26 protein-coding genes, 1 tRNA gene and 1 pseudogene are annotated in these 24,407 nt (G+C 60.5%); 15 read left to right on the top strand and 13 right to left on the bottom strand.

The features are described from left to right. Positions 1-31 precede the first annotated feature (31 nt). Positions 32-856, bottom strand: coding sequence for an FHA domain-containing protein (locus ACUY3D_RS06535; RefSeq protein WP_144268824.1), 825 nt, complete (start codon positions 854-856; stop codon positions 32-34). Positions 857-1,046: 190 nt separating this feature from the next. Between ACUY3D_RS06535 and ACUY3D_RS06530 the strand changes: the two genes are divergently transcribed. Continuing rightward, positions 1,047-1,131 (top strand) — tRNA-Leu (locus ACUY3D_RS06530). Between the two features lie 534 nt (positions 1,132-1,665). Here ACUY3D_RS06530 and ACUY3D_RS06525 read toward each other — a convergent pair. Then, entirely contained in the window at positions 1,666-2,031 is a 366-nt protein-coding gene (locus tag ACUY3D_RS06525) for a VOC family protein (protein WP_070524765.1), read from the bottom strand. 118 nt (positions 2,032-2,149) lie between these two features. Here ACUY3D_RS06525 and ACUY3D_RS06520 point away from each other — a divergent pair, with 118 nt between their 5' ends. Next, entirely contained in the window at positions 2,150-3,115 is a 966-nt protein-coding gene (locus ACUY3D_RS06520) for a helix-turn-helix transcriptional regulator (protein ID WP_284847802.1), read from the top strand. Between the two features lie 256 nt (positions 3,116-3,371). On the opposite strand, the gene ACUY3D_RS06515 is transcribed toward ACUY3D_RS06520, so the two are convergent. The 6 genes and pseudogenes from ACUY3D_RS06515 to copR all read right to left on the bottom strand — a co-directional run bounded on the left by ACUY3D_RS06515 (position 3,372) and on the right by copR (position 9,083). Continuing rightward, the gene (locus ACUY3D_RS06515) at positions 3,372-3,662 is read right to left on the bottom strand and encodes a 4-fold beta flower protein (protein ID WP_425248908.1); all 291 of its coding nucleotides are present in this window, start codon (positions 3,660-3,662) and stop codon (positions 3,372-3,374) included. A 15-nt stretch (positions 3,663-3,677) separates the two neighbouring features. Then, positions 3,678-4,390, bottom strand: a pseudogene (locus ACUY3D_RS06510) (IS6 family transposase). A 93-nt stretch (positions 4,391-4,483) separates the two neighbouring features. Continuing rightward, positions 4,484-6,718, bottom strand: a complete 2,235-nt coding sequence (locus tag ACUY3D_RS06505) for a copper-translocating P-type ATPase (protein ID WP_448240645.1) — start codon at positions 6,716-6,718, stop codon at positions 4,484-4,486. Positions 6,719-6,769: 51 nt separating this feature from the next. Continuing rightward, positions 6,770-7,096 (bottom strand): heavy-metal-associated domain-containing protein, encoded by a 327-nt coding sequence (locus ACUY3D_RS06500; protein ID WP_154762292.1) that lies wholly within the window; start codon positions 7,094-7,096, stop codon positions 6,770-6,772. Between the two features lie 140 nt (positions 7,097-7,236). Further along, entirely contained in the window at positions 7,237-8,364 is a 1,128-nt protein-coding gene (copS, locus tag ACUY3D_RS06495) for a two-component system sensor histidine kinase CopS (protein ID WP_070520402.1), read from the bottom strand. Then, on the bottom strand, positions 8,361-9,083 hold the full coding sequence (copR, locus tag ACUY3D_RS06490) for a two-component system response regulator CopR (protein ID WP_118781224.1): 723 nt from the start codon (positions 9,081-9,083) through the stop codon (positions 8,361-8,363). Before copR ends, copS begins: the two co-directional genes overlap by 4 nt. Before the next feature lie 403 nt (positions 9,084-9,486). Between copR and ACUY3D_RS06485 the strand changes: the two genes are divergently transcribed. Further along, positions 9,487-10,062, top strand: a complete 576-nt coding sequence (locus ACUY3D_RS06485) for a CueP family metal-binding protein (RefSeq protein ID WP_070520399.1) — start codon at positions 9,487-9,489, stop codon at positions 10,060-10,062. 71 nt (positions 10,063-10,133) lie between these two features. Then, a complete protein-coding gene (locus ACUY3D_RS06480) occupies positions 10,134-11,615 on the top strand; it encodes a multicopper oxidase family protein (RefSeq protein ID WP_070520396.1) in 1,482 nt (493 codons plus the stop codon). 35 nt (positions 11,616-11,650) lie between these two features. Here the strand turns inward: ACUY3D_RS06480 and ACUY3D_RS06475 are convergent, their stop codons facing one another. Then, positions 11,651-12,139 (bottom strand): hypothetical protein, encoded by a 489-nt coding sequence (locus ACUY3D_RS06475; RefSeq protein ID WP_049156652.1) that lies wholly within the window; start codon positions 12,137-12,139, stop codon positions 11,651-11,653. A 263-nt stretch (positions 12,140-12,402) separates the two neighbouring features. Here ACUY3D_RS06475 and ACUY3D_RS06470 point away from each other — a divergent pair, with 263 nt between their 5' ends. Together ACUY3D_RS06470 and ACUY3D_RS06465 are read left to right on the top strand one after the other, a co-directional pair. Next, positions 12,403-12,999 carry an ASCH domain-containing protein gene (locus ACUY3D_RS06470; RefSeq protein WP_232755544.1) on the top strand — a complete coding sequence of 199 codons (597 nt, stop codon included), beginning with the start codon at positions 12,403-12,405 and terminating at the stop codon, positions 12,997-12,999. 167 nt (positions 13,000-13,166) lie between these two features. Further along, the gene (locus tag ACUY3D_RS06465; RefSeq protein ID WP_448240642.1) at positions 13,167-13,580 is read left to right on the top strand and encodes a hypothetical protein; all 414 of its coding nucleotides are present in this window, start codon (positions 13,167-13,169) and stop codon (positions 13,578-13,580) included. Positions 13,581-13,582: 2 nt separating this feature from the next. Here ACUY3D_RS06465 and ACUY3D_RS06460 read toward each other — a convergent pair whose 3' ends face one another. Next, positions 13,583-14,101 (bottom strand): hypothetical protein, encoded by a 519-nt coding sequence (locus ACUY3D_RS06460; protein WP_448240641.1) that lies wholly within the window; start codon positions 14,099-14,101, stop codon positions 13,583-13,585. Positions 14,102-14,205: 104 nt separating this feature from the next. Between ACUY3D_RS06460 and ACUY3D_RS06455 the strand changes: the two genes are divergently transcribed. Continuing rightward, positions 14,206-15,033 carry an esterase/lipase family protein gene (locus ACUY3D_RS06455; protein ID WP_070520387.1) on the top strand — a complete coding sequence of 276 codons (828 nt, stop codon included), beginning with the start codon at positions 14,206-14,208 and terminating at the stop codon, positions 15,031-15,033. After that, positions 15,033-15,329 (top strand): CHY zinc finger protein, encoded by a 297-nt coding sequence (locus ACUY3D_RS06450; protein WP_083306797.1) that lies wholly within the window; start codon positions 15,033-15,035, stop codon positions 15,327-15,329. The genes ACUY3D_RS06455 and ACUY3D_RS06450 overlap by 1 nt, the downstream gene beginning before the upstream one ends. 4 nt (positions 15,330-15,333) lie before the next feature. On the opposite strand, the gene ACUY3D_RS06445 is transcribed toward ACUY3D_RS06450, so the two are convergent. Both ACUY3D_RS06445 and ACUY3D_RS06440 read right to left on the bottom strand, forming a co-directional pair. Then, the gene (locus ACUY3D_RS06445) at positions 15,334-15,834 is read right to left on the bottom strand and encodes a hypothetical protein (RefSeq protein WP_448240640.1); all 501 of its coding nucleotides are present in this window, start codon (positions 15,832-15,834) and stop codon (positions 15,334-15,336) included. A 35-nt stretch (positions 15,835-15,869) separates the two neighbouring features. Continuing rightward, positions 15,870-17,192: a M20/M25/M40 family metallo-hydrolase gene (locus ACUY3D_RS06440; protein ID WP_144676029.1), complete on the bottom strand. Its 1,323-nt coding sequence runs from the start codon at positions 17,190-17,192 to the stop codon at positions 15,870-15,872. Between the two features lie 78 nt (positions 17,193-17,270). Between ACUY3D_RS06440 and bioB the strand changes: the two genes are divergently transcribed. The 3 genes from bioB to ACUY3D_RS06425 are packed head-to-tail and all read left to right on the top strand — an operon-like array spanning position 17,271 to position 19,440. Next, positions 17,271-18,251, top strand: coding sequence for a biotin synthase BioB (bioB, locus tag ACUY3D_RS06435; RefSeq protein WP_070745377.1), 981 nt, complete (start codon positions 17,271-17,273; stop codon positions 18,249-18,251). Next, a complete protein-coding gene (gene bsaP, locus ACUY3D_RS06430) occupies positions 18,251-18,505 on the top strand; it encodes a biotin synthase auxiliary protein BsaP (RefSeq protein WP_101736513.1) in 255 nt (84 codons plus the stop codon). The genes bioB and bsaP overlap by 1 nt, the downstream gene beginning before the upstream one ends. Positions 18,506-18,516: 11 nt before the next feature. Beyond that, positions 18,517-19,440, top strand: a complete 924-nt coding sequence (locus tag ACUY3D_RS06425) for a Sir2 family NAD-dependent protein deacetylase (RefSeq protein ID WP_448240639.1) — start codon at positions 18,517-18,519, stop codon at positions 19,438-19,440. Here ACUY3D_RS06425 and ACUY3D_RS06420 read toward each other — a convergent pair. After that, on the bottom strand, positions 19,437-20,186 hold the full coding sequence (locus ACUY3D_RS06420) for an esterase/lipase family protein (RefSeq protein WP_193628735.1): 750 nt from the start codon (positions 20,184-20,186) through the stop codon (positions 19,437-19,439). The two genes, ACUY3D_RS06425 and ACUY3D_RS06420, sit on opposite strands and share 4 nt — an antisense overlap. A gap of 168 nt (positions 20,187-20,354) precedes the next feature. Between ACUY3D_RS06420 and amn the strand changes: the two genes are divergently transcribed. The 4 genes from amn (at position 20,355) to ACUY3D_RS06400 (ending at position 24,370) form a co-directional block, all read left to right on the top strand. Then, positions 20,355-21,758, top strand: coding sequence for an AMP nucleosidase (amn, locus tag ACUY3D_RS06415; protein WP_070520364.1), 1,404 nt, complete (start codon positions 20,355-20,357; stop codon positions 21,756-21,758). A 53-nt stretch (positions 21,759-21,811) separates the two neighbouring features. Further along, positions 21,812-22,327, top strand: coding sequence for a phosphoribosyltransferase (locus tag ACUY3D_RS06410; protein ID WP_070520361.1), 516 nt, complete (start codon positions 21,812-21,814; stop codon positions 22,325-22,327). After that, a complete protein-coding gene (locus ACUY3D_RS06405) occupies positions 22,327-23,775 on the top strand; it encodes a SulP family inorganic anion transporter (RefSeq protein ID WP_448240637.1) in 1,449 nt (482 codons plus the stop codon). Before ACUY3D_RS06410 ends, ACUY3D_RS06405 begins: the two co-directional genes overlap by 1 nt. A gap of 112 nt (positions 23,776-23,887) precedes the next feature. Beyond that, a complete protein-coding gene (locus tag ACUY3D_RS06400; RefSeq protein ID WP_070525023.1) occupies positions 23,888-24,370 on the top strand; it encodes a ferritin in 483 nt (160 codons plus the stop codon). Positions 24,371-24,407: the final 37 nt, after the last annotated feature.

The raw sequence follows: 24,407 nt of genomic DNA, 5'->3' as shown, positions 1-24,407 counted from the left end.
CTAAAAAATCTGGGAAAGTTGTTGAGGCGGCTTAGTAGCCTTGGTTCTCAAGGCCGGTGATGCGCACCTCGATGTGGGAGTGGCCGAGGGTGATCACGTCGCCGTCGGCAAGCAGCCAGTTCTCAATCGGGGTGTCGTTCACGGTGGTGCCGTTCGTGGATTGCAGGTCCACCAGCACGGCGTCCTGGCCGTTCCAGGTGATCTCCGCGTGCTGGCGGGAGACACCGGTATCGGGCAGGCGCAGGTCTGCGTCGTTGCTGCGGCCCAGGATGTTGGAGCCTTCCTGCACGTGGTAGACGCGGGAGGAGCCGTCCTGCAGCATAAGCGTCACCGCGGGCCCCTGCGGTGCGGGCTCGTTCGGGGTGGGCGCCATAAAGGTGGTGGTTGCGGCCTCATCGGCGTTGTGCGGCTGGGTCATAGAGTCCTCCTGACCATGGTCGTGGTGGAAAATCGCATCAAATCCGGTTTCTTCGGTGGGCTCGTGATCCAAAAAGGAGGACACGCGCAACTGCCCAGTCCGCAGCCCCGACTCCTCCGCGATGCGTACGATGACCGGCCCAGCGAGGGACCAGCCACTGTTACGGATGAAGCGGGTGAGCTGATCAGCTAGATCCTTGGGAACACCCCGGTCTTGGGAGAGGTTCTCGATATCTTTGGAGGATACGCCGACGGTCATGACGTTGGGGCTATACAGCTTGCCATCATCACCGCGGGACAAATTGTCCTGCGCCTCCTGCTTGAGAAGCTCCTCAATCTCAGCGGGGACGACCTTGCCGCCGAAGACAAAGGCCATGCCGTTGTCCAGTCCGCGTTGCAGGGAAGAATCCAGCTTGGCGAGCTTATCTAGCAATGCCATTGGAAGGGCCGTCCTCCTTTCGGGATGTTTTCAGGGAGAGATATAGCAGCGATCAGTATAAGGTGCTTTCCTTGACTTAACGTAGACGCGCGCGGCAAAGTTCCCTGGAAAGTTCAGGTTTGCCAGCGGATTTGTAGATTCGCTGGGGCTGCGTGCTAAAGTTAGCTAGTCGCCAAGACATCAATACCCTGCCCGGGTGGCGGAATTGGCAGACGCGCTGGCTTCAGGTGCCAGTGTCCTTATAGGACGTGCGGGTTCAAGTCCCGCCCCGGGCACGCTGAGCAGTTGAACAAACTGCGACACCGGAGGTAACAAACTCGAAGGAGTTCGTGACCTCCGGTTTCTTTCTTTTTCTGAACTTTGGCGGTCGAGGATTGCAAGTGTGGGGATTTACATCCTAAATCCCGCCCGCGCCGGTCGACACGTCTTTCGAATTTTGTTTTCGATGGTGTCAACAGAGCATTTTGCTCGTAGTTCTGATCTGGCACCCTTGTTCTGAGTCTTCGGCTTGATGTGAAGGCAGTCAGTCCGAGGCTTGATGTTTGCTTTGGTTGGCAAGGTCGAGAGGCCAATAGTTTTATTGCATGATCTCGATCTTGTAGTTCGTTTTGGGCTCTGGGGCGTTATGTTCGATGTATCTCTGCTGGGGCCCGTAGGCCAGCCAGTTCTAGCGGTTTGTTGTACGGGAAAGCCGGTGTGCCTAAGTCATCCTTGGTTTTAGCGCCGACTTAGGGGCAATTGGAATCCTCCAACTGAGGTGTTTCCCGGGGGTTGGAGGATTTCCTAGTCGTTGAGCCCTGATTTAGGAGTTAATCGACTGGGCTGACGCGGATAAGGTTTCCATCAGGGTCGGCAACAACGAAGGTGCGGCCGAAGACATCATCGTAGGGTGGCTGCACAATTTGGACTCCTTTTGATTTCCATAGACGGTATGTCTCATCGATGCGGCTTGCCGGTCCATCCAGCATCAAACCTATTTCGCTCGTTCGCGGTGTCTGTTTCTCCATGTGGGTGTTATGGCCGGTCCACACAGCAAACAGGACGTCCTTTGAAATTTCGAATGCTACATATCGAGGACTGATGAACGATGGCTGCATATCGAATAAGTCGCTGTAGAAGGCAGTCGAGATCTCTGTATCGGAGACATAGGTTAAGAAAAGATTGGGGGTTGGCATTGCCATTCTCCTCTCGGTGAGTGGTGTTGTTTACGTGGACGCAGTGCATTCGAGCAAACAAACCTGACAAGGAGTGTCATATTCCGAAAAATATTGTGGTTCCAGTGATAATTGCGGCATGAGATCGGCGCGCCTGTTGTCTATGCTCTTGCTATTGCAAACCCGAGGCCGTGCTACGTCTGCCGAGCTGGCTTCGCATTTTGAGGTTTCCCAGCGCACAATACTGCGTGACGTTGATGCACTCTCGGCCGCAGGAATACCTGTTTATACGGAGCAAGGTATGCATGGTGGGATTGTGCTCGATAGGCGTTCTCGGTTGAACGCTTCTCGATTGGATCCGACTGAGATTCAGCTGATGAGGATTCTTGGTGTTGGGGCAGATTCACTCGCACACTTGGGGTTTGGCCAGGACATCGCCCTGCTGCAGAAGAAAATGAACGCAGTCTCATTCTCGAAAGCGTCCGATACTCATAATTTGGAAGAGAAGGTTCTACTTGATTCCAGTGGCTGGTTTAGCAATGAAACCCAAAGCGACTTAGAAGAGTTACTAGAAGCTGTACGGAAAGAAGCTCGAATTGAGGTCTTGTATCGCCGAAGTGGGGACAAGAAACAGCAACGTGCTGTGGCTGATCCTTATGGGCTTGTACACAAGGGTAGAAATTGGTACTTAGTCGTCGATATCGATGGGGAACCGAGGATGTTGGCAGTCTCGCGTTTAAAAACCTTTCGAGTTTTAGGTCAAGCTGCTCAGCTTCGTTCAGGGCAAAGTTTGGCAAGGGTGTGGGCGCAGCTCGTTGAGCAATTGGAAGAAGACATGCCTGTTCGAATCACCGCACTTCTTCGAGCGAATCGGCTTGATATGGCATCTCGCATTTTGGGATCACGACTTATCCATCATGAACCCGTGGACGAAAACTTTGTCCGTATCGTGGTGGGATATGCAGATATTCAGGGGGTAAGGCAATTGCTTCAGTTTGGGGACCACATCTGGGTCACCGATCCCCCAGAAGCGGTGCGAATTACCGCTGACCTAGCTAACAAACTTGCGAAACGACATAGTGGGACCACAAATCCTGAAGCGTAGAGACCAATGATGGGCATCGGGATGCCGTCGTAACAGCTCTGCTGAAATGGCAAGAGGTGCGCTAATAATCTAGGAGCTCTCGTGAATCTAATGATTGGAGAAAAGTAAGTAACGATGGCTTTCGCTTCACTCGCGGGGTGGTGGAGTAAAGGTTTCGGAGGTTCAGATTGTCTTCATGTGCGAGGGCCTCTTAGGACTGGTGAAGCTCCGGCTGAGCTTAACAGAGGCTAATTTCGATGATTCGGTGAAGTGCCAACTATGCCCGTATAAATTCTTCCCATTTGGTAGAGGACCATCCCAATAAAGGGATCGGCCATACGGGCTGCACTGGTTCAATAGGGGGTACAGGAGGGATGGATGGGATTGGGGGAATAGGAGGAACCGAAAGGACGGGTTTCTGAGGGCCGCTACGTGCATGCTTAAGCGCGGCGGCAGCACCACCATTCAAGTCCCAGAAGTACCCGTTGAAAAAGCGTCCTAAGGTGGTGCTGTTGCAAAGTTGGGTGGAGAACCGCGAACACTCCTTTCTTCGTCGCCTGGCCAGCATTATGGTCCAGCCTGCTTAGATATTCTGGAAGACTCGGTTGACGATCACCGCGTCCGGGTTCGGTTGCCCGTAGGCAAACATCGTGCCTTGCCCTTTCCGCAATGAGTGCATCGCCTCCATCCCTTTCAACGTCCGATATGCAGATGTCCGGTTCTTAAACGCGCCTTTCGGCCCGAGGATCCGCTTCAGCCGACCATGGTCGCCTTCCAGGATGTTGTTGAGGTATTTCACCTGCCGGTGTTCCACTGTTGGCGGGCAGATTCCCTCTGACTTCAACTCGGCGATTGCCCTGGCTAGTGAGGGTGCTTTATCGGTGTTGATCACTCTGGGATACCCGGCTGACGCATTGGATCTGAGGGCCTTGGCCAGGAAACGCTTCGCTGCGGCCACGTTCCGCTTCGGAGAGAGGTAAAAGTCCAGGGTCTGACTACCGGCGGTGATCGCCCGATAGAGATAGCACCACCTGCCGCCGACCCGGATATAGGTCTCATCCACCCGCCAGGAACTGGCCTGCCAGTCAGGTACCTGCCGGTACCACCGTGTTTGCTTGTCCAGCTCAGGGGCGTATTTCTGGACCCAGCGGTAGATCGTGGTGTGATCGACCGGCACGCCCCGCTGAAGTCATCATTTCCTCCAGATCGCGGTAGCTCACCCCGTAGCGGCAGTACCACCGCACTGCCCACAAAATGATGTCACGAGGGGAAATGACGACCGGAGAAGATACCCATGGCTGTGATTATTTCACGTCGCTCTTCCTACTGCCCCAACTTTGCAACAGCACCTTTCAGGGTCGTATGGGGGCAGTGGAGAGAAGTGGTGGATCAGTGGACGGCGGTGGATGCCGGAGTAGGCGTGGTGTGTTCCTCCTTCGGCTCGGTCGGAGCCAGGTGAGCCGGATCCAGATCAGTGCGGCGCAACAGCTGGGCGTTCAGGGCCACCACGATGGTCGAGGCAGACATCAAGATCGCGCCCACGGCCGGGGACAGCACGAACCCGATCGAGGCGAGCGCTCCGGCGGCCAACGGCACGGCGAGGATGTTGTAGCCAGAGGCCCAGATCAGGTTCTGGATCATCTTGCGATAGCTGGCCTGGGACAGCTCAATCATCGACAGCACTGCCCGCGGGTCATCACTGGCTAGGACCACCCCGGCAGATTCCATGGCCACATCCGTGCCGGCACCGATGGCGATACCGACTTCCGCGCGGGTCAGAGCGGGGGCGTCATTGACACCGTCACCGACCATGGCCACGCTCAAACCCCGGTCCTGCAGCTGCGTGACCTTGGTGTCTTTGTCCTGGGGCAGGACCTCGGCGAAGACCTCATCAATGCCTAGGTCCTGACCGATGGCGTGGGCCACCTGCTGGGCGTCGCCGGTGATCATCGCGACCTTCACCCCGCGGTCCTGCAGGGCTTTCACGGCGGCGCGGGATTCGGGGCGGATCTTGTCCTCGACGGCCACCGCACCGATGATCTGACCGTCGCGGACAATATGGAGCACACCGGCCCCACGCCCGGTCCAGGCGCTGGTGGTGTCGGTGAGCTCGGCCGGGGTCGTGAGGTTGAACTCGCGCAGCATGTTCGGCCCACCCACGAGGATCTCAGCGCCATCGACAGTGGCCCGGACCCCTCGGCCGGAGGCGGCGTTGAAACCAGTTGCACGGATTTGCCGACGAGAGGCCTCGGGATGGGCGGCCGCGGCCGCCACGATGGCGCGGGCCACGGGGTGCTCGCTGTCGGCCTCCGCGGCGGCGGCCAGGGCCAGCAGCTCGCCCTCGGTGACGCCGACAGCTGCCGCGACACCGGTGACCGCGTGCGCACCCTCGGTCAGGGTGCCGGTTTTGTCGAAGAGCACCACGTCGATGGTGCGCATCCGCTCGAGCGCCATCCGGTCCTTGATGAGCACCCCGGATTTTGCGGCCCGCTCGCTGGAGATCGCAATGACCAGCGGAATCGCCAGGCCCAGGGCGTGCGGACAGGCGATGACCAGCACCGTGACCGTGCGCACCACGACATCGTCCGGGCTGCCGATGATGGTCCACACCACCGCGGTGATCAGAGCGGAGATCAGCGCGAACCAGAACAACAACGCCGCCGCCCGATCCGCCAGGGCCTGGGCCCGGGAGGAGGACTCCTGGGCGTCGGCAACCATGCGTTGGATCCCGGCCAGGGCGGTGTCCCCGCCGGTAGCCTCCACCCGGATGCGGACGGTGTTGTCGGTGGCCACGGTACCGGCGACCACCTTGTCACCGGTGTCGCGGAAGACGGGACGGGATTCGCCGGTGATCATCGCCTCATCGAATTCGGCGGCTCCGTCGAGGATGGTTCCGTCGGCCGGCACCCGGGCACCGGCCCTCACCAGCACGACGTCGTCGACGACCAGCTCGGAGATGGCCACGGTGCGGGTGGTCCCGTCGATGATTTTCTCGGCCTCATCCGGCAGCAGGGCAGCCAGCGCGTCAAGCGCGGAGGACGCGGACCCGAGAGCGCGCATCTCCAGCCAGTGGCCCAGCAGCATGATGGTCACCAGCAGGGCCAGCTCCCACCAGAAGTCCAGGTCAAAACCGCCCAGCCCCAGAGTGGTGACCCAGGAGGCGACAAACGCCACGGTGATGGCCATGGCGATCAGGAGCATCATCCCGGGTTGGCGGGATTTCAGTTCTTTCCATCCGCCCTTGAGGAAAGGCGTTCCGCCGTAGCCGAAGATGATCGTGCCTAGCACCGGGGGGATCCAGGTGGATCCGGGGAATGCCGGGAGGTGGTAGCCGAGCAGGTGGGCGACCATGGGACTGAAAATAGCGACGGGAATGGACAGAATCAGCGACCACCAGAAGCGGTCCCGAAACATTGCGGTGCTGTGTCCGGCGTGTTCGCCGTGACTATGAACGTGGTGGTCTTCGTCCAGGGCGGAGTGCGGGTGATCGTGGGGCATCGCCTGGCCGTGGGTGTCGGCATCTGCGTGGTGTTCGTGGCTGGCATGATCCGGGTGGTGGGTGTGGTCTGTTTCCGGAGCGGGGTGATCACCATGGTGATCACCCGAATGGTGGGGAGTGCTCATGACGTTCCTTTCGCTCAACCCGGTCGGGGTCGAGATGATGAGTAAAACTGATCAGGATAAGACGGTGTAGCCGGCCTCCTCGATGGCCCGGCGAACCATCTCCGGAGGTACGACACCGGTGACCGTGACGGTGGAAACACCACCAGCAGCGAGATCAATCTGGACGTCGTCGACCTGGGGGAGGGCCTGAAGGGCCTGGGTCACGCTTTTCGCGCAGTGCCCGCAGGTCAGGCCGGTGACCTGGTAGCTAGGGGAGGACCCTCCTGCTGACGAGTCGCTGGCGGCAGGGATGGAGGTTGTGTCGGCACGTGAGGCAGGTCCGCAACAGCTGCAGCCGTGGGAGGCCATCGGCAAGAGGCGGGGCGGGGAGGTGATCATGGGAAAGCTCCTTCGGTTCGGTGGGGTGCGGCGATGCCGCTCTCTAGCATATACCCCCCGGGGGTATATTTTCAGCATACCCCAGGGGGGTATATTTTCAATGGGTCGAGGTCGCGGCCCTCACGCGGGGCAGGGTGTGGTCACCGAGCAGCCTCCTCACTGTCGGGAGGGGACAGCGGGAGGCGGAGGGCAAAGACCGCTCCGCGACCGGGGCCGGGGGAGGTGGCGGTGAGAGTGCCACCGTGGGCCTCGATCAATGCCTTGGAGATGGTCAGACCGATACCGGCCCCGCCGTTGTCCCGGGTGCGGGCGGCATCCCCCCGGTAGAAGCGTTCGAAGATGTGTCCGAGCTGGTCAGGTGGGATGCCCTCGCCGTCATCGGCGACGTGGATGAGCGCGGTGGACGCCCCCTGTCGGTGGACGCTGATCCGGACCTGCCCGCCGGCCGGGGTGTGCCGTAGCGCGTTCGACAGGAGATTGCTCATCACCTGGCCGAAGCGTTGCCGGTCCACGAGCACCCGGGCGGTGTCCGTAATGGTCTCGACCTGTAAATCGACGCCTTTGTCAGCATAAGCTTCCCCCGCGGCAGCAGCGGCGGTATGGAGCAGATCCCCGAGCCCTTCCTCCGCCAGGTCCAAATCGATCCGGTGTTCCTGGGCCCGGGAGACATCGTCAATGTCTTCCATCAACCGGGTCAGGCGGGTGAGTTGGTCAGCCATGATCGTGTGGGTGGCATTATTCCAGTCCACGACCCCGTCCTGGAGACCATCGAGGTAGACTGTGAGCACCGATAAGGGGGTGCCCATTTCGTGGGCCAGATCAGAGAGCATCTGGCGGCGGACCTGTTCGGTGTGTTCCAGCCGGTCGGCCATGGTGTTGAAGGCATGCGCCAGGGTGGTGACCTCGGGGCCTGCTTTTCCGGCGGGCACGCGGATACGGGAGTTGCCGGCCGTCAGGCTGGTAGCGGCGCGGGTGAGATCCTGCAGGGGGGTGCGCAGACGACGCGATAACCACAGGCTGGCCAGCAGGGCGCTGATCAAGGCGGTGGGCAGGGCGACGGCCAGGGTGATCAGGTTGGCGCCCCGGTAGGCCTGCTCGGCATGGAACAGCTCCAGCGAGGGGTCCTCCTGGCCGGTCATCAACATATGATCATGGAACAGGGTCGGACCCACCATCGTGGCCACGGCCGCGGCCACCAGTAGGCTAATCACCACGACCAACACCTGGGCGGCCAGGAAGCGGAAGGTCAGGCCGGGTCCGTGATTCATGGTTGCCCCACCCGGTAGCCCACGCCACGCACGGTGTCGATAAACCCCCGGCCCCGGGTGTCGGTGCCGAGCTTGCGACGCAAGTTGCCGATGTGGACATCGACGATGCGTTCATCACCGACCCAGGTGGTGTCCCAGACCTCGGTGACCAGGTCGTGGCGGGTCAGCACCTGGCCGGGGCGCAGGGCCAGGGCAACCAGCAGCTCGAACTCCGTCCGGGTGAGCTCCACGGTCGTCTCCCCTACCCGCACCTGATGGGCGATGGGGTCAAGGATGAGGTCACCAACGATCAAGGGGGTGGTCACCTGCGGTGGGGTGGTGCTGGTGCGCGGGCGGCGTAGCACCGCATGCACTCGGGTCACCAGTTCCCGGATGCTAAAAGGTTTGGTGATGTAGTCATCCGCCCCCAGGGTCAAACCGCTGATCTTGTCGTCCTCGCTGCCACGCGCGGTGAGCATGAGGATGTAGCAGTCCGAGAAGGTGCGGATCCGTCGGCACACCTCCAGGCCGTCGAGTTCGGGCAGCCCCAGATCCAGCACCACAACATCGGGGGAAAAGCGACGGGTCTCGTCCACGGCCTGAGTGCCGGTGTGCGCCTGGCGGGTATCGAAGCCGGCCCGGATGAGGTAGGAGGCCACCATCTGAGCCAGGGGTTGTTCATCATCGACGACCAGCACCCGCCCCGGGGGCGTGGCGGTGGTCGGTGTGCGGTTAGCCATGGACCCCAGTATCGCTCCGGCCAGGGGGAATATCACCCTCGCTCAGTGCCCAACGGGGAAATCTTCATCAAATCTTCAAACATCACCCTTCGACCGCCGTCACCCCTGCGCCCCACCCCGGGCCGGCGGCATCGCCTCCCCTGGTCGGTTCAGCAGGCGCCACCAGGGATTTCACTGCCTGCACCGCATACCCGGGGCGGGTAGAAGGACATCGCCCACGGCTGTGGGGTGGTGTCCCGGTGGTGACCCAGCCCACCGAATTCGCCCCCTTTTCGCCCTGTTATAAGGCTGTGAGCAGGGGTTTTGATTTCTAGTCCGTCAGGCACCCGTGCTAGATAAAGGTATGGCATCGACCTTGAGGCGGTGTCTTCTCACGGTCTTACCACGATCCAAGGAGATTGACGTGAAACGAGCAGCGATCGCAGCCGCCGCCCTTGCCCTCGCCCTCACGGGGTGTTCGGCCGCCGACCCGGAACCCACCGCCGACGGGACGGTGTCCCAGGATACATTCCTGACTACCCATGGCCTGGCCGGCATGGACGCGGTGGAGATCATTGATCACCTCGACCGGCAGAAGGTCACGGAGCGTCCCACGGATCTGATCGCCTCAGTGCGTGCCGATGAACTGCTGCTCTCGAGCGATGACCAGGAAGTCGTGGTCGATCTTCCCGACAATCAGACGTATGTCTCGATCGCACCCTATCTCACCTCCACCCACGACTGCTTCTACCACAGCCTCACGACCTGCCTGGGGGAACTCGACAATGAGGATATCCAGGTCACGATCACCGATGAGGCGACCGGTGAGGTGCTGGTGGACGAGGCGACAACCACCTTCGACAACGGGTTTATTGGCTTCTGGCTTCCCGATGATGCCACCGGCCTGATTGAGGTCAGCTACCAGGGGCGTACCGGCACCACGGAGTTTTCCACCGCCGACGACGGTGCCACCTGCGTCACAGACCTGCGCCTGACGTGATGGCTCAGCAGGGTCCTCACCTGCACCTGTCTCCCGTGTCACTGAAATCTAGCACCAAGGAAGGTTAAATCATGATGAACGCGTTTCCCCGACGACAGTTTCTGCTCGGCGGGCTCGTCCTCGCCGGCACCGGGGCCGTGGCCGCCTGCACCAGCGACCCTGGACCCGCTGCCTCGGCACCAGGTTCCTCTCTTCGCCCCACTCCCACCCCCACTGCGCTCGGCGAGCCGACGGTGCGCCGGACACTGACCGCCCGGCCCCTCTCTCTGGATATCGGCGGTATCGAAGCCAAGACGTGGGGATACGTCTCTGACACCGGGGATACGGCCATTGAGGCCACCGTCGGCGACGTCCTCCAGGTCGATATCACCAATGAACTGCCTGAGAGCACCTCCATCCACTGGCATGGCATCGCACTCCACAACGCAGCCGACGGTGTGCCCGGCATGACCCAGGACCCCATTGAACCTGGCGAGTCTTTCTCCTATGTTTTTGAAGTCCCCCACGGTGGCACCTACTTCTACCATTCCCACTCCGGCCTGCAGCTTGATCGCGGCCTCCACGCCCCACTGATCGTCCGTGACCCGCAAGACGCTGAGGACCAGGACGTCGAGTGGACCATCGTGCTCGACGACTGGGTCGACGGCATTCAGGGCACTCCCGACGATGAGCTCGACAAGCTCACCGGAATGGGTTCGGGCGACCATAACGGGAAGAAGGGGATGGGAGGTCACGGCCATATGATGCACGGCACCCCGGACCGGGTACTGGGCGGGGATGCCGGCGATGTGATGTATCCGCACTACCTCATCAACGGACGTATCCCCCGTGCTCACCGGACCTTCGAGGCTCGCCCGGGTGACAAGGCCCGCCTGCGGTTTATCAACTCCGGCGGTGACACCATCTTCAAGGTGGCCCTCGGTGGTCACCGCATGACCGTCACCCACACCGACGGCTTCCCCGTCCAGCCCCGGGAGACCGAATCGATCTACCTGTCGATGGGCGAGCGTGTCGACGTCGAGGTCATCCTCGGCGACGGCATCTTCCCGCTCACGGCTTTGGCGGTGGGTAAAGACGACCGCGCCTTCGCCGTCATCCGCACCGCCGGCGGCCAGGCCCCTCACCCCGATGTCGACTTCCCCGAGTTGTCGTCCACCGGACTGCTTCTGTCCTCCCTGAAGCCAGCAGACCGTGCACTCCTGCCCGAGGACACACCAGACCGAGAAGTCAGCATCGACCTGGGCGGGCAGATGATGCCGTATGAATGGAGCATTCTCACCGACGGCCAATCCTCCTCCGCGATCGTGCAGGCGGGCCAGCGCCTGCGGATGGTCATGCGCAACAGGACCATGATGCCCCACCCCATGCACATCCACGGTCACACGTGGGCGCTGCCCGGCAGCGGCGGGCTACGCAAGGACACCGTCCTTCTCCGCCACGGTGAAACCATGATCGCCGACCTGATCTCTGACAACCCCGGTGAGTGGGCATTTCACTGCCATAACGCCTATCACATGGAAACCGGGATGTTCAGCTCGCTTCGCTACGAGTAACCCGGCTCTTTTCCGCTTTGTCCTGCGGTATACAGCTAAGGTCGTTGTGCCCGTATATCGGGGACTCGGGAATTGTCCTTGATCCATGCTTCGGCATGAGGATCAATAAAGCTTGCCACCATTTGGATGGCGTTATCAACGGAGTCAAGATCTTCAAACTGCTGTCTGCTGCCAGGGGTTTTCTTCAACGCCTTCTTAACCTGAGGCCAGACGCTCGCCTGATAGTGACTGCTTAGGAGGAAGCGCCAAAAGTCGAAGCTGAGTTCAGCGATGATTTTTCCCAGTGGTGCATCCTTTTTCCCGGCCCGGTTCTTTGCTTTGCGGATATTCTTCTTTGCTGCATCGTTGAAAGGTATTCGATCGTCGTCAAACCATCGCTCGCCATACCTTCCGGTTAGGGCATTGTGAATGCTATTTCGGAGGAGTACTTCCAGGTGTTCGATGTCAGCAAGATAGGTTTTCGTGAGGTGAGTATTCCAAAGGTAGAGCGTTTCTGGTGATGGATGATCGGCGTACCTGCTCATTCGCGCAGATGAAAACCACTGGGACAGCGGTACTAGGACTGGGCTTGGATTTCCATATGGATATGCTAGTTTGTATTTCGAAAACCCTGGAACGATCCCTGCACTACGAGAGTAGGAGTAAATCGCCGGGGTTATTGGTAACTTCGGGGAATTGTAGCGGGCAGAGAATCGAAGTTTTTCGCCCTTATTTACCGTGAACGCCCTTGACAGGTTTGAGAGGCCCGGGCCTGAGGAGTTGTGGCAGTAACAGCTACCTTTGAAGGATGATTACTAATGAACTCCGAGAATTACTGACCGTAGCCACGACCCATGCGCAGCGCTTCCACGACGGGGAAGATCACACCGTAGCCGCAGCCCTCCTGACTGAATCCGGCAAACACGTGCTCGGTTTGAACGCATACCATTTTCTCGGTGGCCCCTGTGGTGAAATCTCGGCCTTAGCTAACCACGCTGCTAGTCATCCCGAGGATCCTATCCGAGCGGTAGTCGCCGTCCACGGCCCGACTGGCCAGGTGCTTTCGCCCTGTGGAAAATGCCGCCAAGTGCTATTTGATACTGATCCGTCTATCCGGTGCATCGTGCGCGGAAGCAATGGGCTTGAAGCACTCACCGTGGAAGAGCTCTTACCGTTCGTATATAACTGGCGTGACATGGACAAAGAGCAACGCATCTATATGTGGGAAGGCTACGAGGAATCAATTCGAAGCGGAGAAAAGCAACAAACAATTCGGGTGGATGACCCCTTCCACGAAGGAAGCGCCCAGATTGTCTTCGAGAAAGAATCCGGAGAGGTTGTCACCATTCCCGCAGAGGTCACATCTGTCGTCTCTACCCAGCGGAGGTCCTTGACGGAGGAATAAGCCCGAAGGGATGGCTTTGGTTCTCTTGCTGAGCTCCACGAAGCGCTTGATACTCACTATCCCGGATTAGCTGGGGATGACGAAGTCGACGTTGTTGAGTTCACGCTCCGTAGGGCTTAAGTACTTCGGTAAAGACGACGGGGAAAGGTTTTACCTACACTGTCGGTATGTTCGGCCCCGCTTCCGCCCAGCCACCGCGGCTTATAGATTTCCCTATGCTGCGGTTACCGTTTGTGGAGTTCGTATTTGTTGGGCTGCTGGTGGCCGTCTTTTTCGTTGATACGCAAGGAACTGATGCTGAGAGCGGCCTTCTTGCGGTCTTTGTGGTTCTTCCCGCACTCGTGTTTCTGGGAATTGCCTACCTTGTTTCCCTGCCCATGCAGCGGAAGGACATTACAGATTTCCGCCTGGATGCCGTTTTTGTCGTTATCGGAGTTCTTGGTCTCTTCGGCTGGATCGGCCAGATGCTCATTGCTTTGCCCCTCCTGTGCTGCCTGCCCGTAGGGCTTTCAGCACTGATCCGCAGAGGCATCGCCTTTGCGTTGTGGAAGAAGGGTAAAGGCCCGCAACTGTCGGAATGAGGTTATGCGCTTTGCCAGCGCATCCTGCCATCTGAAGCGGGTGCGCACGTCATCGGGACGCCTCTCTTTGATACGCCGCTTCCGCCATTGCAATACGCGCCGGGGTGAACGTAGTTCTCTTCTACGGCGGGTGCTTCATACACAGCGGCGGCTTCTTGCACTGGGGGATTTGCGGCCATCATTTCGTCGGCGCACTGTTGCGTCCAGCCAGAGGTTCCATCGCTGAAGAATGTCGTTCCGGTTTCGTGTAGCGAGACATCACCGCAGGACTCGATGGTTTTCTCCATCGGAGTAGGTTGCGCCGCACCGGGCGCCTCGGTGAAGCCGATGACTTCTTCTTGCGGTTGATCCACGCCGATATCTTCGGCGCTTTCCTCGGCAGTGGGAAGGGTGGGGTGTGGGGCGTCTTCAGTAACGCTGGTGCTTGACGACGTCTCACTCGCAGGGGTGGATTCAACGTCGAGAGAGGAACAGCCGCCGAGCACAAAGAGCGCAGAGGTAATACAGAGAAGTCGCTTCATTTCAGGTCCTTTGTTTATCTACCTCTATGGTAGTGACGGGTACCCTAGTTGCGCACAGGAATCACACAGTAGCTGGCCAGACTCTGGGGATAAGCTAGTGCCTCATGAAAAACGGCTTTTTACAGCGCGCTTTCCTTGCAATCCTCCTCGGCACTGCCGCCCCCGTTCCGGCTCATGCCCAGACCATGGAGACCTCCGCCGCGCAGGATCTCGGCATCAATGATCCTGACTGTAAGCCCACGGGTTCCGTCACTGAACCCGTTGTTTTATTGCACGGTACTTCGGCAAACTCGGCCGAGTGGAACGATCTCATCCCGAAGCTCAAGGACCAAGGGATGTGCGTGTGGGCCTTCGACTATGGCGCCGAGGACATTGCGTACCAAAATGCCTACGACTACATGAAGGGGATTGCGGATCTAGATTCTTCCGGGCGCGAGATCGCCGGGCATATTGAACACATCCGTGAGGTCACCGGAGCAAACAAAGTAAACCTCGTCGGTTTCTCCCAGGGCGGCCTGCACACCAAGACCTTCACACAACTCTACGGCTCAGCGGATGAAGTGAACCGCGTGGTCACCATCGGTGCGAACTTCCACGGGACGACGTGGGGCGGGCGGGCAACGCCCCTCAAGACGGCCGCAAAGATCGCGCCCGATGTGGTTGATTTCCTCGGCACCAGCGCTGGCATCGAGCAGTTGGAGGGCTCGGATTTTATGGAGAATCTCAACCAGCTTCCGGATACCGCGCCTGGTGTCACTTATACGTCCATCTACTCGCCGGCGGACAATACGGTGACACCGAATCAGACCTCTGAGCTCAGCGCTGTTCCGGGCGCGGACGTGGTCAATGTGGAATCGGCCCCAGTCGAACATGGAAATCTACCCCATGACCCGCGCGTGCACGAGCAGATTCTGTGGGGGCTCACGCGCTAGTGACACAAATCCAAGGGGCCATCGACGCGGAGGGCCGGTGCCGTCACTGGCACACGCTTGTCGACGTCATTGCGAACAAGTGCCACACCTGCGGCGGATGGTTCGCGTGTTCGCTTTGTCACGCGGAGCTGACCGACCATGAATTCGGACCCATGCCGAAAGACCAGCTCTGCGTCATGTGCGGGGCCTGCGGCCAAGCAATGACCTACGCCGAATATTCGGCATATAAATGCCCCGCGTGCGGGCACGCCTTCAATCCAGGCTGTGCGCTGCACGCGGGGACGTATTTCCGCTAGTCTTCTACGGCAAAAGCGGGGCCAGCGGGGTGCCCTCGACGAGGGTCTTCAGGTACGCCAGAATGTCCGGGACGTTGAAGGTGAAGTTGCCGATGGTCACCGGGAAGGTCGGAAAAGCGTTGTTCGCTGGGGCGTTATTGGCTGGGGCACTGTGGCCTCCACCATTGTTGGCATTGTGGCCACCATTGTTAGTTGGAGCAGTGTTCTGAGCAGGAGCAGCGTTGCCACCGCCACCGTTCAGGCCGCAGCGAGCGATGGCCTCGTCGGCGCGGGCGACGGCATCGCGGATCTCGGGACCGCGCGGGTGGAAGTTGGCAGCAGCCAGCGCCTGGGACTTCTTGCTGTTGTAGTCAGACGGATTGGTGTAGTACTTGGTGGCCTGCTCACAGGAAATCTGGCCGGCCGGGACCTTGGCCAGGTAGTCATCCACCATGTCGGCGGATGCGGTAGGGGCGGACAGGCCGATGGCAGCAGCAACGGAGCAGAGGACAAGCTTATTTCTCATGCGCCACATTGTGCCACAGCTTTTACACGTTTGCGTTAGTGCTCGCTTCCTAAGAAACGATTTACCAGCGAAAAATACGCCTTCACAGTCAAATCCAAGTCTTCCAGGTAGAGGTGCTCATCGTGGCTGTGCAGCTGAGAGTTTGCGCTGGCCATATCCCGATCCTCCGCATGCAGCGCGAAGCCATAGGCGTTGCCGCCGCGGCGACGAGCCACGCGCAGGTCGGAACCACCCGTCGCCAGCACCGGCAGTACTTCCTTATCCGGAAAAAATTCGTGGGCGGTCTCTTCAATGCAGCGCCACAGCTCAGTATCAGTCGAGGACTGTGTGGCGTCCTCCGTAATAAGGTGCTCGATCTCTACTTCGTCGGCCATATCGCCGAGGGCCTCACGCAGGAACTCGTCGAGCTCCTCCTGGGTCTGGCCAGGGAAGGGGCGGATATCCATCTCCAGGTAGGCGTGGGAAGGCAGCACGTTGATGGCGCCACCCGCGCGCAGGACAGTTTGGGCAATCGTTGTGTGCGAGAAGGCGTGGGCGTAGGCAGACAAATTACCGAACTTTTCATAGTCGGTGGCGGTAGCGGAGCCGTCGAGAAGCGCTGCCTCCGTTGCGGGGTCGAAGCGGAAGGTCTTGACGAATCCCTGCCACACCTCGTCCGTGGCCACGGGTGGCTCGGCGGCGGCGATGCGGCGGGCAACTTCACCAATCTTGACGATGGCAAAGTCCTTCCCAAACGGCGTGGAGCCATGGCCGGCATCGCCATGCACGTGCAGGCGGCGCTGGCCCGCGCCCTTCTCTCCGACGTTGAAGCCGAGCGCGCCGGGCAGGTGGCTGCCGCCGGTTTCCGAGAGGCAGTTGCGCACCGAGTAGGCCTCCGGGTGGTGCTTGTCCATCCAGATGGAGCCCAAACCGCCGCGGGCCTCCTCGTCCGCCATACCCACAAACGCCAGGGTGCCGCCGGGGTTGCCGCGCTGAGCCACATCGCGAGTCACCGCCGCCATCGTCGCCGTAATAAAGAGCATGTCCACCGCGCCGCGGCCGTAGAGCTTGCCATCTTCGATGACGGCGTCGAAGGGCGGCTTGGTCCACTTGGGCTCGTCGACGGGCACGACGTCGGTGTGGCCCATGAGCGTGAGCGGCTCCTTGTCCGGGTCACCCGGAACGGTCACCACGATGGTGACGCGGCCCGGGTGCGATTCATAGCGTTGAATCTCCACCGGGGTGCCTGCGAAAAACCGCTCCAACGTGTCGGCATTGCGGACCTCGTGGCCGGAATCCGGAGTGAGGTCATTGACGCAGGCATTGCGAATGAGCTGCTGAAGCAGTGCGAGGGTGTCGTCGTAGAGCGTGGAATCCATGGCCTAAAGGGTAGCCCGGACTACATGAAACCGGCAGATTTACCACAACTTGAACGGTGTTCAAGTAATGTTTCCCGCATGAGCATCGTAGACATCGCACGCGAGAAGGCCCTGGAGCAGGGCATCGGCCTCAACGAAGAAGAACTCCTGCAGGTTCTCCAGATCCCGGATGAGCAGCTGGAAGAGATCGCGGACATCGCCCACAAGACCCGCCTCAAGTGGTGTGGTCCGGACGTGTCCGTGGAAGGCATCATCTCCATTAAGACCGGCGGCTGCCCGGAGGATTGCCACTTCTGCTCGCAGTCTGGTTTGTTCGAGTCCCCCGTACGCGCCGCGCGCCTCAACATCCCGGAGCTGGTGGAGGCCGCCAAGAAGACTGCCAAGACAGGTGCTACCGAATTCTGCATCGTGGCAGCTGTGAAAGCCCCGGATGAAAACCTGCTCTCCCAGGTTGCGGAAGCCATCCCGGCCATCCTCGACGAAGTGGACATCGAGATCTCCCTCTCGCTCGGAACCCTGACCCGCGAGCAAGCCCAGCGCCTCAAGGACATGGGCGCCCAGCGCTATAACCACAACCTGGAGACCTCCAAGTCCTTCTTCCCCAACGTGGTCACCACGCATACCTGGGAGGAGCGCAAAGAGACCCTCGAGAATGTCCGTGCAGTCGGCATGGAAGTCTGCTCCGGCGGCATCATCGGAATGGGCGAGTCCCTTGAGGACCGCGCCGAGTTCGCCTACCAGCTGGCCCAGATCGAGCCCTGCGAGGTGCCGATGAACTTCCTTGACCCGCGCCCGGGCACACCATTCGCGGACTACCCGCTGGTCCCGCTCGGTGAGGCACTGCGCGCCGTGGCCGCATTCCGCCTGGCCATGCCATCCGTGACCCTCCGTTTTGCAGGCGGCCGCGAGCTCTCCCTCGGTGACGACGGCACCGAAAAGGGCCTCCTCGGCGGCATCAACGCCATCATCGCCGGCAACTACCTGACCACGCTGGGCAAGCAGATCGAGAAGGACGTCGACATGCTCGGCCGCATCGACCTGCCTATCAAGGCCCTCTGATGAACAATTCGACGGAGCTGGCCGCTGCCGTACTCGCCGGCGAGGAGCCACTGTTTCACCCCAACACTGGGAAACCACTGAGCGAGGAATTCACCTTGCACCCGGCAGCCGCGGCCGGCCTGGACGTCCCGCGCTATTGCCAGTTGTGCGGGCGCCGCATGGTGGTGCAGGTGCGCCCGGATGGTTGGAACGCGCGCTGTTCGCGGCACGGCGAGCTCGACTCGGATCACCTTTATGAGGAGGCACTTCCGTAAGCTGGGGCACCATGGATCCCGCTGTTGCCCACGCCCATCAGTCTGCGCTGCGCTCGATTTCCCGCGTCGTCACCGAGATTGCGACCCCGACGCCTCCACAACAAGCGTTGAACGCCGTCGCCGAGCAACTGCGTCATGGCAACGTCATGGTCCTCACGGGAGCAGGTGTATCTACAGAATCAGGCGTGCCGGACTACCGTGGCCCGAACGGCTCCCTCAGCTGGCACCGCCCCATGACCTACCAGGAATTTCTCCACGACCCGCAGGCCTCCCACCGCTACTGGGCCCGTGCTTTCGTGGGCTGGCGGGTCATGCAGGCCGCACACCCCAACCGCACGCACTACGCCTTGGTCGAACTCGAGCGCGCCGGGCTTCTCACGGGCGTTGTCACGCAGAACGTTGATGGCCTGCACGAGGAAGCTGGGCAGCGCAACCTCATCGCCCTGCATGGGGACATGCAACACGTCGTGTGCTTGAGCTGCGGATACGAAGAAGCACGCGCGGACTACGATGCCCGCGCGGCCACAGCCAACCCGACGTACCTCCAACGCTGGGCAGTCAACAAGGACGACGTCAACCCCGACGGCGACGTCGCCCTCAGTGAAGAAGCAGTGGAAGAATTCGTCATGCCCGGCTGCGTGCGGTGCGGCTCGCAGCGCCTGAAGCCAGACGTAGTCTATTTCGGTGAGCCAGTGCCTACCTACAAAAAGGACGCCGCCTATGCGATGGTCAACGCGGCGGACTCGGTGCTCGTTGCCGGTTCTTCGCTGGCGGTCATGAGCGGCTTTCGGTTCGTCCTAGAGGCCAAGAAACAGGGCAAGCGCGTGGCCACCATCAATGGAGGGCCGGGACGCGCCGACGATCGCGTCGACATCCTGTGGCGCACCCAGGTGGGCCCGGCTTTCGACGCGATCCTGGATGAGCTAGAACTCTAAAGCTGCTCTAGCTCTTCGAGCACCACGTGGCATACCCGCTTGTCCATGGGCATATCCTCGTGGCGGATTATCGCGCGGCGCTCGATGTCCTGGATGTAAATGTTGCGCACCTGAGGGCCGTTGAGGAAGCAGGTATTGGGTGGAACCACGACGGCATCGGAGCGCGTGGCGATGCACGTATAGCTCACACCGGGTTCGACCTCACTGCCGCGGTTCGTTGCCTCCACGACCTCGCTGCCGACTACTTGCTGCATGCCGGCGGGGCCAAACCAGCCGTCGATAAGCGTGCGCACGACCTCCTCCTGGCGCTCGCCCCGGAAGAGGGGGCTGGCAATTCCGCCCTGGGTCGTGCCGTGGTTGGGCGCACTGATGCAGACGACGTGCCGTACAAACTCCGCGCGATCATGCATGCGCATCCAGTAGCGAGCCAATAACCCACCTTGTGAATGCCCCACGAGGATCACCTTTTCCGCGCCGGTGACGGCAAGGACGGCGTTGATGTAGGCGTCGAGCTGCCGGGCGGATTCCTGCAGGGGAGCGGTGGCGCGGGTCCCGTAGTCAGGGGCGAAGGTGGCCCAGCCAGCGGCGCGGAGCATGTCTGCGAGGACTTGCCAGACGCCTTTGCTGTCGCAGGTTCCGTGGATCAAAATAACCGGCCAGGGTCGTTCGGCGGTGGGGCGCGCGGACCAGTCGTCTTCGCACACGCCTCGCGTCCGCCTGCGGGCACCGAGGGGGAGTGTGGTCATGGGATTGCAGTTTACCCTTGACGCCCCTCCAACTTTTTTACTAAGCTAAGGCTTGCCTAATACGGGCCGGGCGGTGAGCTCCACACCGCACGCGTTACCGGATTAGTCATGGGGATAGAGCCCGCCGCCTCACCGCGGCGGGCTTCTTTCATGGATACACTCGCGAGCATGACCGACCTGCAGCATGTCCACTCCGTCAACGAAGCGATTTCCCGCCTCAGCGAGCTCTATGACAGTTCCTGCGAGCTGGCACGTCACGCTCTCGCCTCGGGGGACCACGACGCCTACCGCCACGTGGTCTACCCGAAGATCACCGTGGATATCCGCCAATGGACACCCATCGACCGCTCCGAACCTTTTGGTTACGTGGACCAAGAGGGCCGCTACTCGGCAGTGATATCAAAACCATGGCTGATTCGTAGCTACCTCACGGAGCAGCTCACGCGGCTCACCAATAACTACCCCTGCGATATCTACGTCGGTCAATCGGATGAGCGCATCCCGCCGGAATATATCCGGGGGATTACAGAAATTCCCCAGGACCGCGGCGACATACCCCGGCCCACCCTCGATGCGGTTCATGACGGGATCGTTGACGGTGCGTGGAAGGCCTTCCACGGGAAAGAAAAGCCGCTGTTCCACTTCGGCCCGCAACGCTTCGACATCGCCTGTGCTCGCATCGAGCACTACACCGGCATCGAGGTGGACACCGTGCAGAAGTACATCCTGTTCACCAACTACGCCATGCACACCACCGAGTTCGTCAAGTTCGGCCTGCGCGAACTCTCACGTGAGGATTCACGCTACACCGCGCTCGTGCTGCCCACGGGGGAGACCATCCACTCCAATGACGCGGTGCTTCTCGACGTCGACGAGCTCACCCTCACCTCCCGCTACCAGATGCCCCGTTTTGATCTCATCACCGCCGGCGGCGATGGCATCACTATGATCAATATCGGCGTGGGCCCCTCTAACGCCAAGACCATCACGGACTGCTTGGCGGTCCTGCGCCCGGAGGCCTGGATCATGATCGGCCACTGCGCGGGGCTCGATGGCCGCATGCGCATCGGCGACCTCATCCTGGGCAATGCTTATCAGCGCGAGGACCACATCCTCGATGGCACCGTCACCACCAGCAACCCGATTCCCGCCATTCCAGAAATCCAGCGCATGCTGGAGGCCGCCGTCGAGGAGGTATACGGGAAAGACAATTCGCTCATGCGCACCGGCACGGTGCTCTCCACCGATGACCGCAACTGGGAGTGGCGCACCTCCCGGGACTTGTGGGAATGGCTGCGCCACTCCACCGCGGTGGCCGTGGACATGGAATCCTGCACCCTCGCTGCCAACGGCTACCGCTACCGCATCCCGTATGGCACTCTGCTGTCGGTGTCCGATCTGCCTTTGCACGCCGTGCCCAAGCTTCCTGCCCAAGCGCAGGCCTTTTACTCGAACTCGAAGGAAGCCCACGTCATGTGTGCGGTGCGCGCGGTGGAGGCTTTGGCGGAGAATCCGGAGCGGCTGCGCACCCGCAAACTGCGCCGAACGGTGGCGGAGGTTCCGTTCCGCTGAGGTAGATGATTAGACTGAGGGAAATGCACAATCTGGCGAAGGAGACCTAGACGATGAGCACCCCGGAGTGGTGGAACCCGGAACGCGAGAACCTGACGTGGGAGGTCTTCGGTGAGGCCAGCCGCTACCTTTCGCAACAAATCGTGGATTCGGGCTGGTTCCCGGATCTCATCGTGGGCGTGGCCCGCGGAGGCCTGATCCCTGCAGGCGCTATTGGTTATGCCATCGGCGTCAAAGAAATGGGCGCTATCAACGTGGAGTTTTACACCGATATCGGTGAGACCCTGCCGGAGCCGATTCTCCTTAACCCGCAGCTGGATACGGATTCGCTCAAGGACAAGAAGGTCCTCGTCGTCGATGACGTAGCGGATTCCGGAAAGACCCTCGACCTCGTGGTCAACCTGCTCGAGCAGACCGCCTCCGAGGTCAAGTCCGCCGTCATCTACACCAAGCCGACCACCATTTTTGAGCCGGACTTCTCGTGGAAGAAGACCGACCAGTGGATCAACTTTGCCTGGTCGGTCCTGCCGGTCATCACCCGCGATGGTTCCTTCAAAGACGGCCACTAATGTCTGACCGTTCCGCCGGTTCTTTCCGCGCGGCCTTCAGCTCGCCCGCCCGCTTCCGCAAGGAGATGTTTGGCGGGCTTGCTGTTGCGCTGGCCCTCATCCCGGAAGTCTTAAGTTTCTCCATCCTCGCCGGGCTCGACCCCAAGGTGGGGCTCTTCGCCTCCGTCATCATGGCGATGTCCATCGCCATCACTGGCGGGCGCCCAGCCATGATCTCCGCTGCAGCTGGTTCTGTCGCCGTGGTTATCGCGCCCCTGGCCCACGAGCATGGCCTGCAGTACGTGCTCCTGACCATCTGGATGGCGGGCATCCTGCAAGTAGTGATGGCAATGCTGGGCGTCGCCAAGCTCATGCGTTTCATCCCCCGCAGCGTCATGCTGGGTTTCGTCAACGCGCTGGGCATCCTCATGTTCACCGCGCAGCTGGGTCACCTGTGGCAGGTGCCGTGGCTGGTCTATCCTCTCGTTGCTCTGGGCCTCGTCATCATGGTGGTGTGGCCGCGAATCACCACGGTGATCCCCGCGCCCCTCGTGGCGATTGTGGTTGTCACCATGTTGACTGTGATTTTCGCCTGGCAGGTTCCCGACGTCGCGGATCAAGGCGAGCTGCCGACCTCCCTGCCCGGTTTCGTCATTCCGGATATCCCGTGGACGAAGGACGCCCTCCTCCTCTGCCTTCCCTATGCACTGGGCGTGGCCCTCGTCGGCCTCATGGAATCCCTGCTCACCGCCAAGCTTGTCGACGACCTCACGGATACCCACTCCGATAAAACGCGCGAATCCGTGGGCCAGGGCATCGGCAACATGCTCGCCGCAGCCATCGGCGGCATGGGCGTGTGCGCGATGATTGGCCAGACCATGATCAACGTCAAGGAATCCCAGGCACGCACGCGCTTGTCGACGTTCCTCGCCGGCGTCTTCCTCCTCATCCTCATCCTCGTGTTGGGGGACACCGTAGGGAGAATCCCCATGGCTGCTCTTGTGGCAGTCATGTTCATGGTGTCCTTTCACACCGTGGATTGGCGCTCGGTGCGCACGATACACCGCATGCCTTTGAGCGAAACCCTCGTCATGCTGGTGACGGTGATTGGCACCTTGGCCACGAATAACCTGGCGGTCGGTGTGATCCTCGGTGTGCTCACTGCCTCGGTGGCCTTTGCACGCCGCGTCGCCCACCTCGTGTCGGTGGAGCTAGAGGGCAACGTCTACACTGTGCGCGGCCAGCTCTTCTTCGCCTCCTCGAACGATCTGGTCTACGCCTTCGATTACACCCTGCCGGTGGAGAAGGTCATCGTGGATTTCTCAGAGGCCGATATTTGGGATGCCTCAACCGTGGCGGTGCTCCAGGCTGTGGAAAGCAAGTACGCAAGCCGTGGAATAGCGGTGGAATTCCGGGGCCTTGATGGTGTTAGCCTCGCGCGTTACCAGCGGATCTCAGATTTGGGTTAGGTAAACCTACCAGAAAAAGTGTTATGACGTGCGAGTTTGCTTAAGATCACCTTGCTAGCGCGCCCGATTTTTTTCTGTATTGTGGGAACAACACACGAAAGGAAGCACCCTCATGGATGAGAAGCTGCAAACCCTCCTCAACGAGCAGGTCAACAACGAGCACGGCGCGGCCCTGATTTATACCCAGCTGGCATATGAGATGGACAATCTGTCCTTCCCGGGCATGCGCGATTGGTTCTTCAAGCAGGCAGAGGAAGAGCGCGAGCACGCGCAGAAGTTCGCCGAGCATCTGCTGGACCGCGGCTACCGCGTGGAGCTGGAGGATATCCAGGTTGGCTCCGTCAAGGCCGCTACGCCGCTGGATGCCTTCGAGGCATCCCTCGCGCATGAGCAGAAGGTCTCGGAGCAGATCCGAGAGATCGCCCGCACCGCAGATGCGGCTGGGGACCTAGATTCCCGTGGTCTCATCAACTGGTTCCTCGAGGAGCAGGTTGAGGAAGAGTCCTCCGTGTCTGAGATCATTGACCAGCTCAAGCTGGTGGGCAATGACGGTTCTGGCCTGTTGCGTGTCGATGGCTCGCTGGCGCAACGGTAACGAAGCCATATAGTTTGCGCGGATTCTCCCACGGCCC

The organism is Corynebacterium guaraldiae (assembly GCF_053480195.1).
The sequence above is the reverse complement of the archived record's forward strand: the minus strand, read 5'-3'. Positions and strand labels throughout refer to the sequence as shown.

Excerpts from the sequence above, each read along its gene's own strand:
- ACUY3D_RS06535 (WP_144268824.1), bottom strand. The coding sequence starts at position 856 with ATGGCATTGCTAGATAAGCTCGCCAAGCTGGATTCTTCCCTGCAACGC.
- ACUY3D_RS06525 (WP_070524765.1), bottom strand. The coding sequence starts at position 2,031 with ATGCCAACCCCCAATCTTTTCTTAACCTATGTCTCCGATACAGAGATC.
- ACUY3D_RS06520 (WP_284847802.1), top strand. The coding sequence starts at position 2,150 with ATGAGATCGGCGCGCCTGTTGTCTATGCTCTTGCTATTGCAAACCCGA.
- ACUY3D_RS06515 (WP_425248908.1), bottom strand. The coding sequence starts at position 3,662 with ATGCTGGCCAGGCGACGAAGAAAGGAGTGTTCGCGGTTCTCCACCCAA.
- ACUY3D_RS06505 (WP_448240645.1), bottom strand. The coding sequence starts at position 6,718 with ATGAGCACTCCCCACCATTCGGGTGATCACCATGGTGATCACCCCGCT.
- ACUY3D_RS06500 (WP_154762292.1), bottom strand. The coding sequence starts at position 7,096 with ATGATCACCTCCCCGCCCCGCCTCTTGCCGATGGCCTCCCACGGCTGC.
- copS (WP_070520402.1), bottom strand. The coding sequence starts at position 8,364 with ATGAATCACGGACCCGGCCTGACCTTCCGCTTCCTGGCCGCCCAGGTG.
- copR (WP_118781224.1), bottom strand. The coding sequence starts at position 9,083 with ATGGCTAACCGCACACCGACCACCGCCACGCCCCCGGGGCGGGTGCTG.
- ACUY3D_RS06480 (WP_070520396.1), top strand. The coding sequence starts at position 10,134 with ATGATGAACGCGTTTCCCCGACGACAGTTTCTGCTCGGCGGGCTCGTC.
- ACUY3D_RS06475 (WP_049156652.1), bottom strand. The coding sequence starts at position 12,139 with ATGAGCAGGTACGCCGATCATCCATCACCAGAAACGCTCTACCTTTGG.
- ACUY3D_RS06470 (WP_232755544.1), top strand. The coding sequence starts at position 12,403 with ATGATTACTAATGAACTCCGAGAATTACTGACCGTAGCCACGACCCAT.
- ACUY3D_RS06465 (WP_448240642.1), top strand. The coding sequence starts at position 13,167 with ATGTTCGGCCCCGCTTCCGCCCAGCCACCGCGGCTTATAGATTTCCCT.
- ACUY3D_RS06460 (WP_448240641.1), bottom strand. The coding sequence starts at position 14,101 with ATGAAGCGACTTCTCTGTATTACCTCTGCGCTCTTTGTGCTCGGCGGC.
- ACUY3D_RS06455 (WP_070520387.1), top strand. The coding sequence starts at position 14,206 with ATGAAAAACGGCTTTTTACAGCGCGCTTTCCTTGCAATCCTCCTCGGC.
- ACUY3D_RS06445 (WP_448240640.1), bottom strand. The coding sequence starts at position 15,834 with ATGAGAAATAAGCTTGTCCTCTGCTCCGTTGCTGCTGCCATCGGCCTG.
- ACUY3D_RS06440 (WP_144676029.1), bottom strand. The coding sequence starts at position 17,192 with ATGGATTCCACGCTCTACGACGACACCCTCGCACTGCTTCAGCAGCTC.
- bioB (WP_070745377.1), top strand. The coding sequence starts at position 17,271 with ATGAGCATCGTAGACATCGCACGCGAGAAGGCCCTGGAGCAGGGCATC.
- bsaP (WP_101736513.1), top strand. The coding sequence starts at position 18,251 with ATGAACAATTCGACGGAGCTGGCCGCTGCCGTACTCGCCGGCGAGGAG.
- ACUY3D_RS06425 (WP_448240639.1), top strand. The coding sequence starts at position 18,517 with ATGGATCCCGCTGTTGCCCACGCCCATCAGTCTGCGCTGCGCTCGATT.
- ACUY3D_RS06420 (WP_193628735.1), bottom strand. The coding sequence starts at position 20,186 with ATGACCACACTCCCCCTCGGTGCCCGCAGGCGGACGCGAGGCGTGTGC.
- amn (WP_070520364.1), top strand. The coding sequence starts at position 20,355 with ATGACCGACCTGCAGCATGTCCACTCCGTCAACGAAGCGATTTCCCGC.
- ACUY3D_RS06410 (WP_070520361.1), top strand. The coding sequence starts at position 21,812 with ATGAGCACCCCGGAGTGGTGGAACCCGGAACGCGAGAACCTGACGTGG.
- ACUY3D_RS06405 (WP_448240637.1), top strand. The coding sequence starts at position 22,327 with ATGTCTGACCGTTCCGCCGGTTCTTTCCGCGCGGCCTTCAGCTCGCCC.
- ACUY3D_RS06400 (WP_070525023.1), top strand. The coding sequence starts at position 23,888 with ATGGATGAGAAGCTGCAAACCCTCCTCAACGAGCAGGTCAACAACGAG.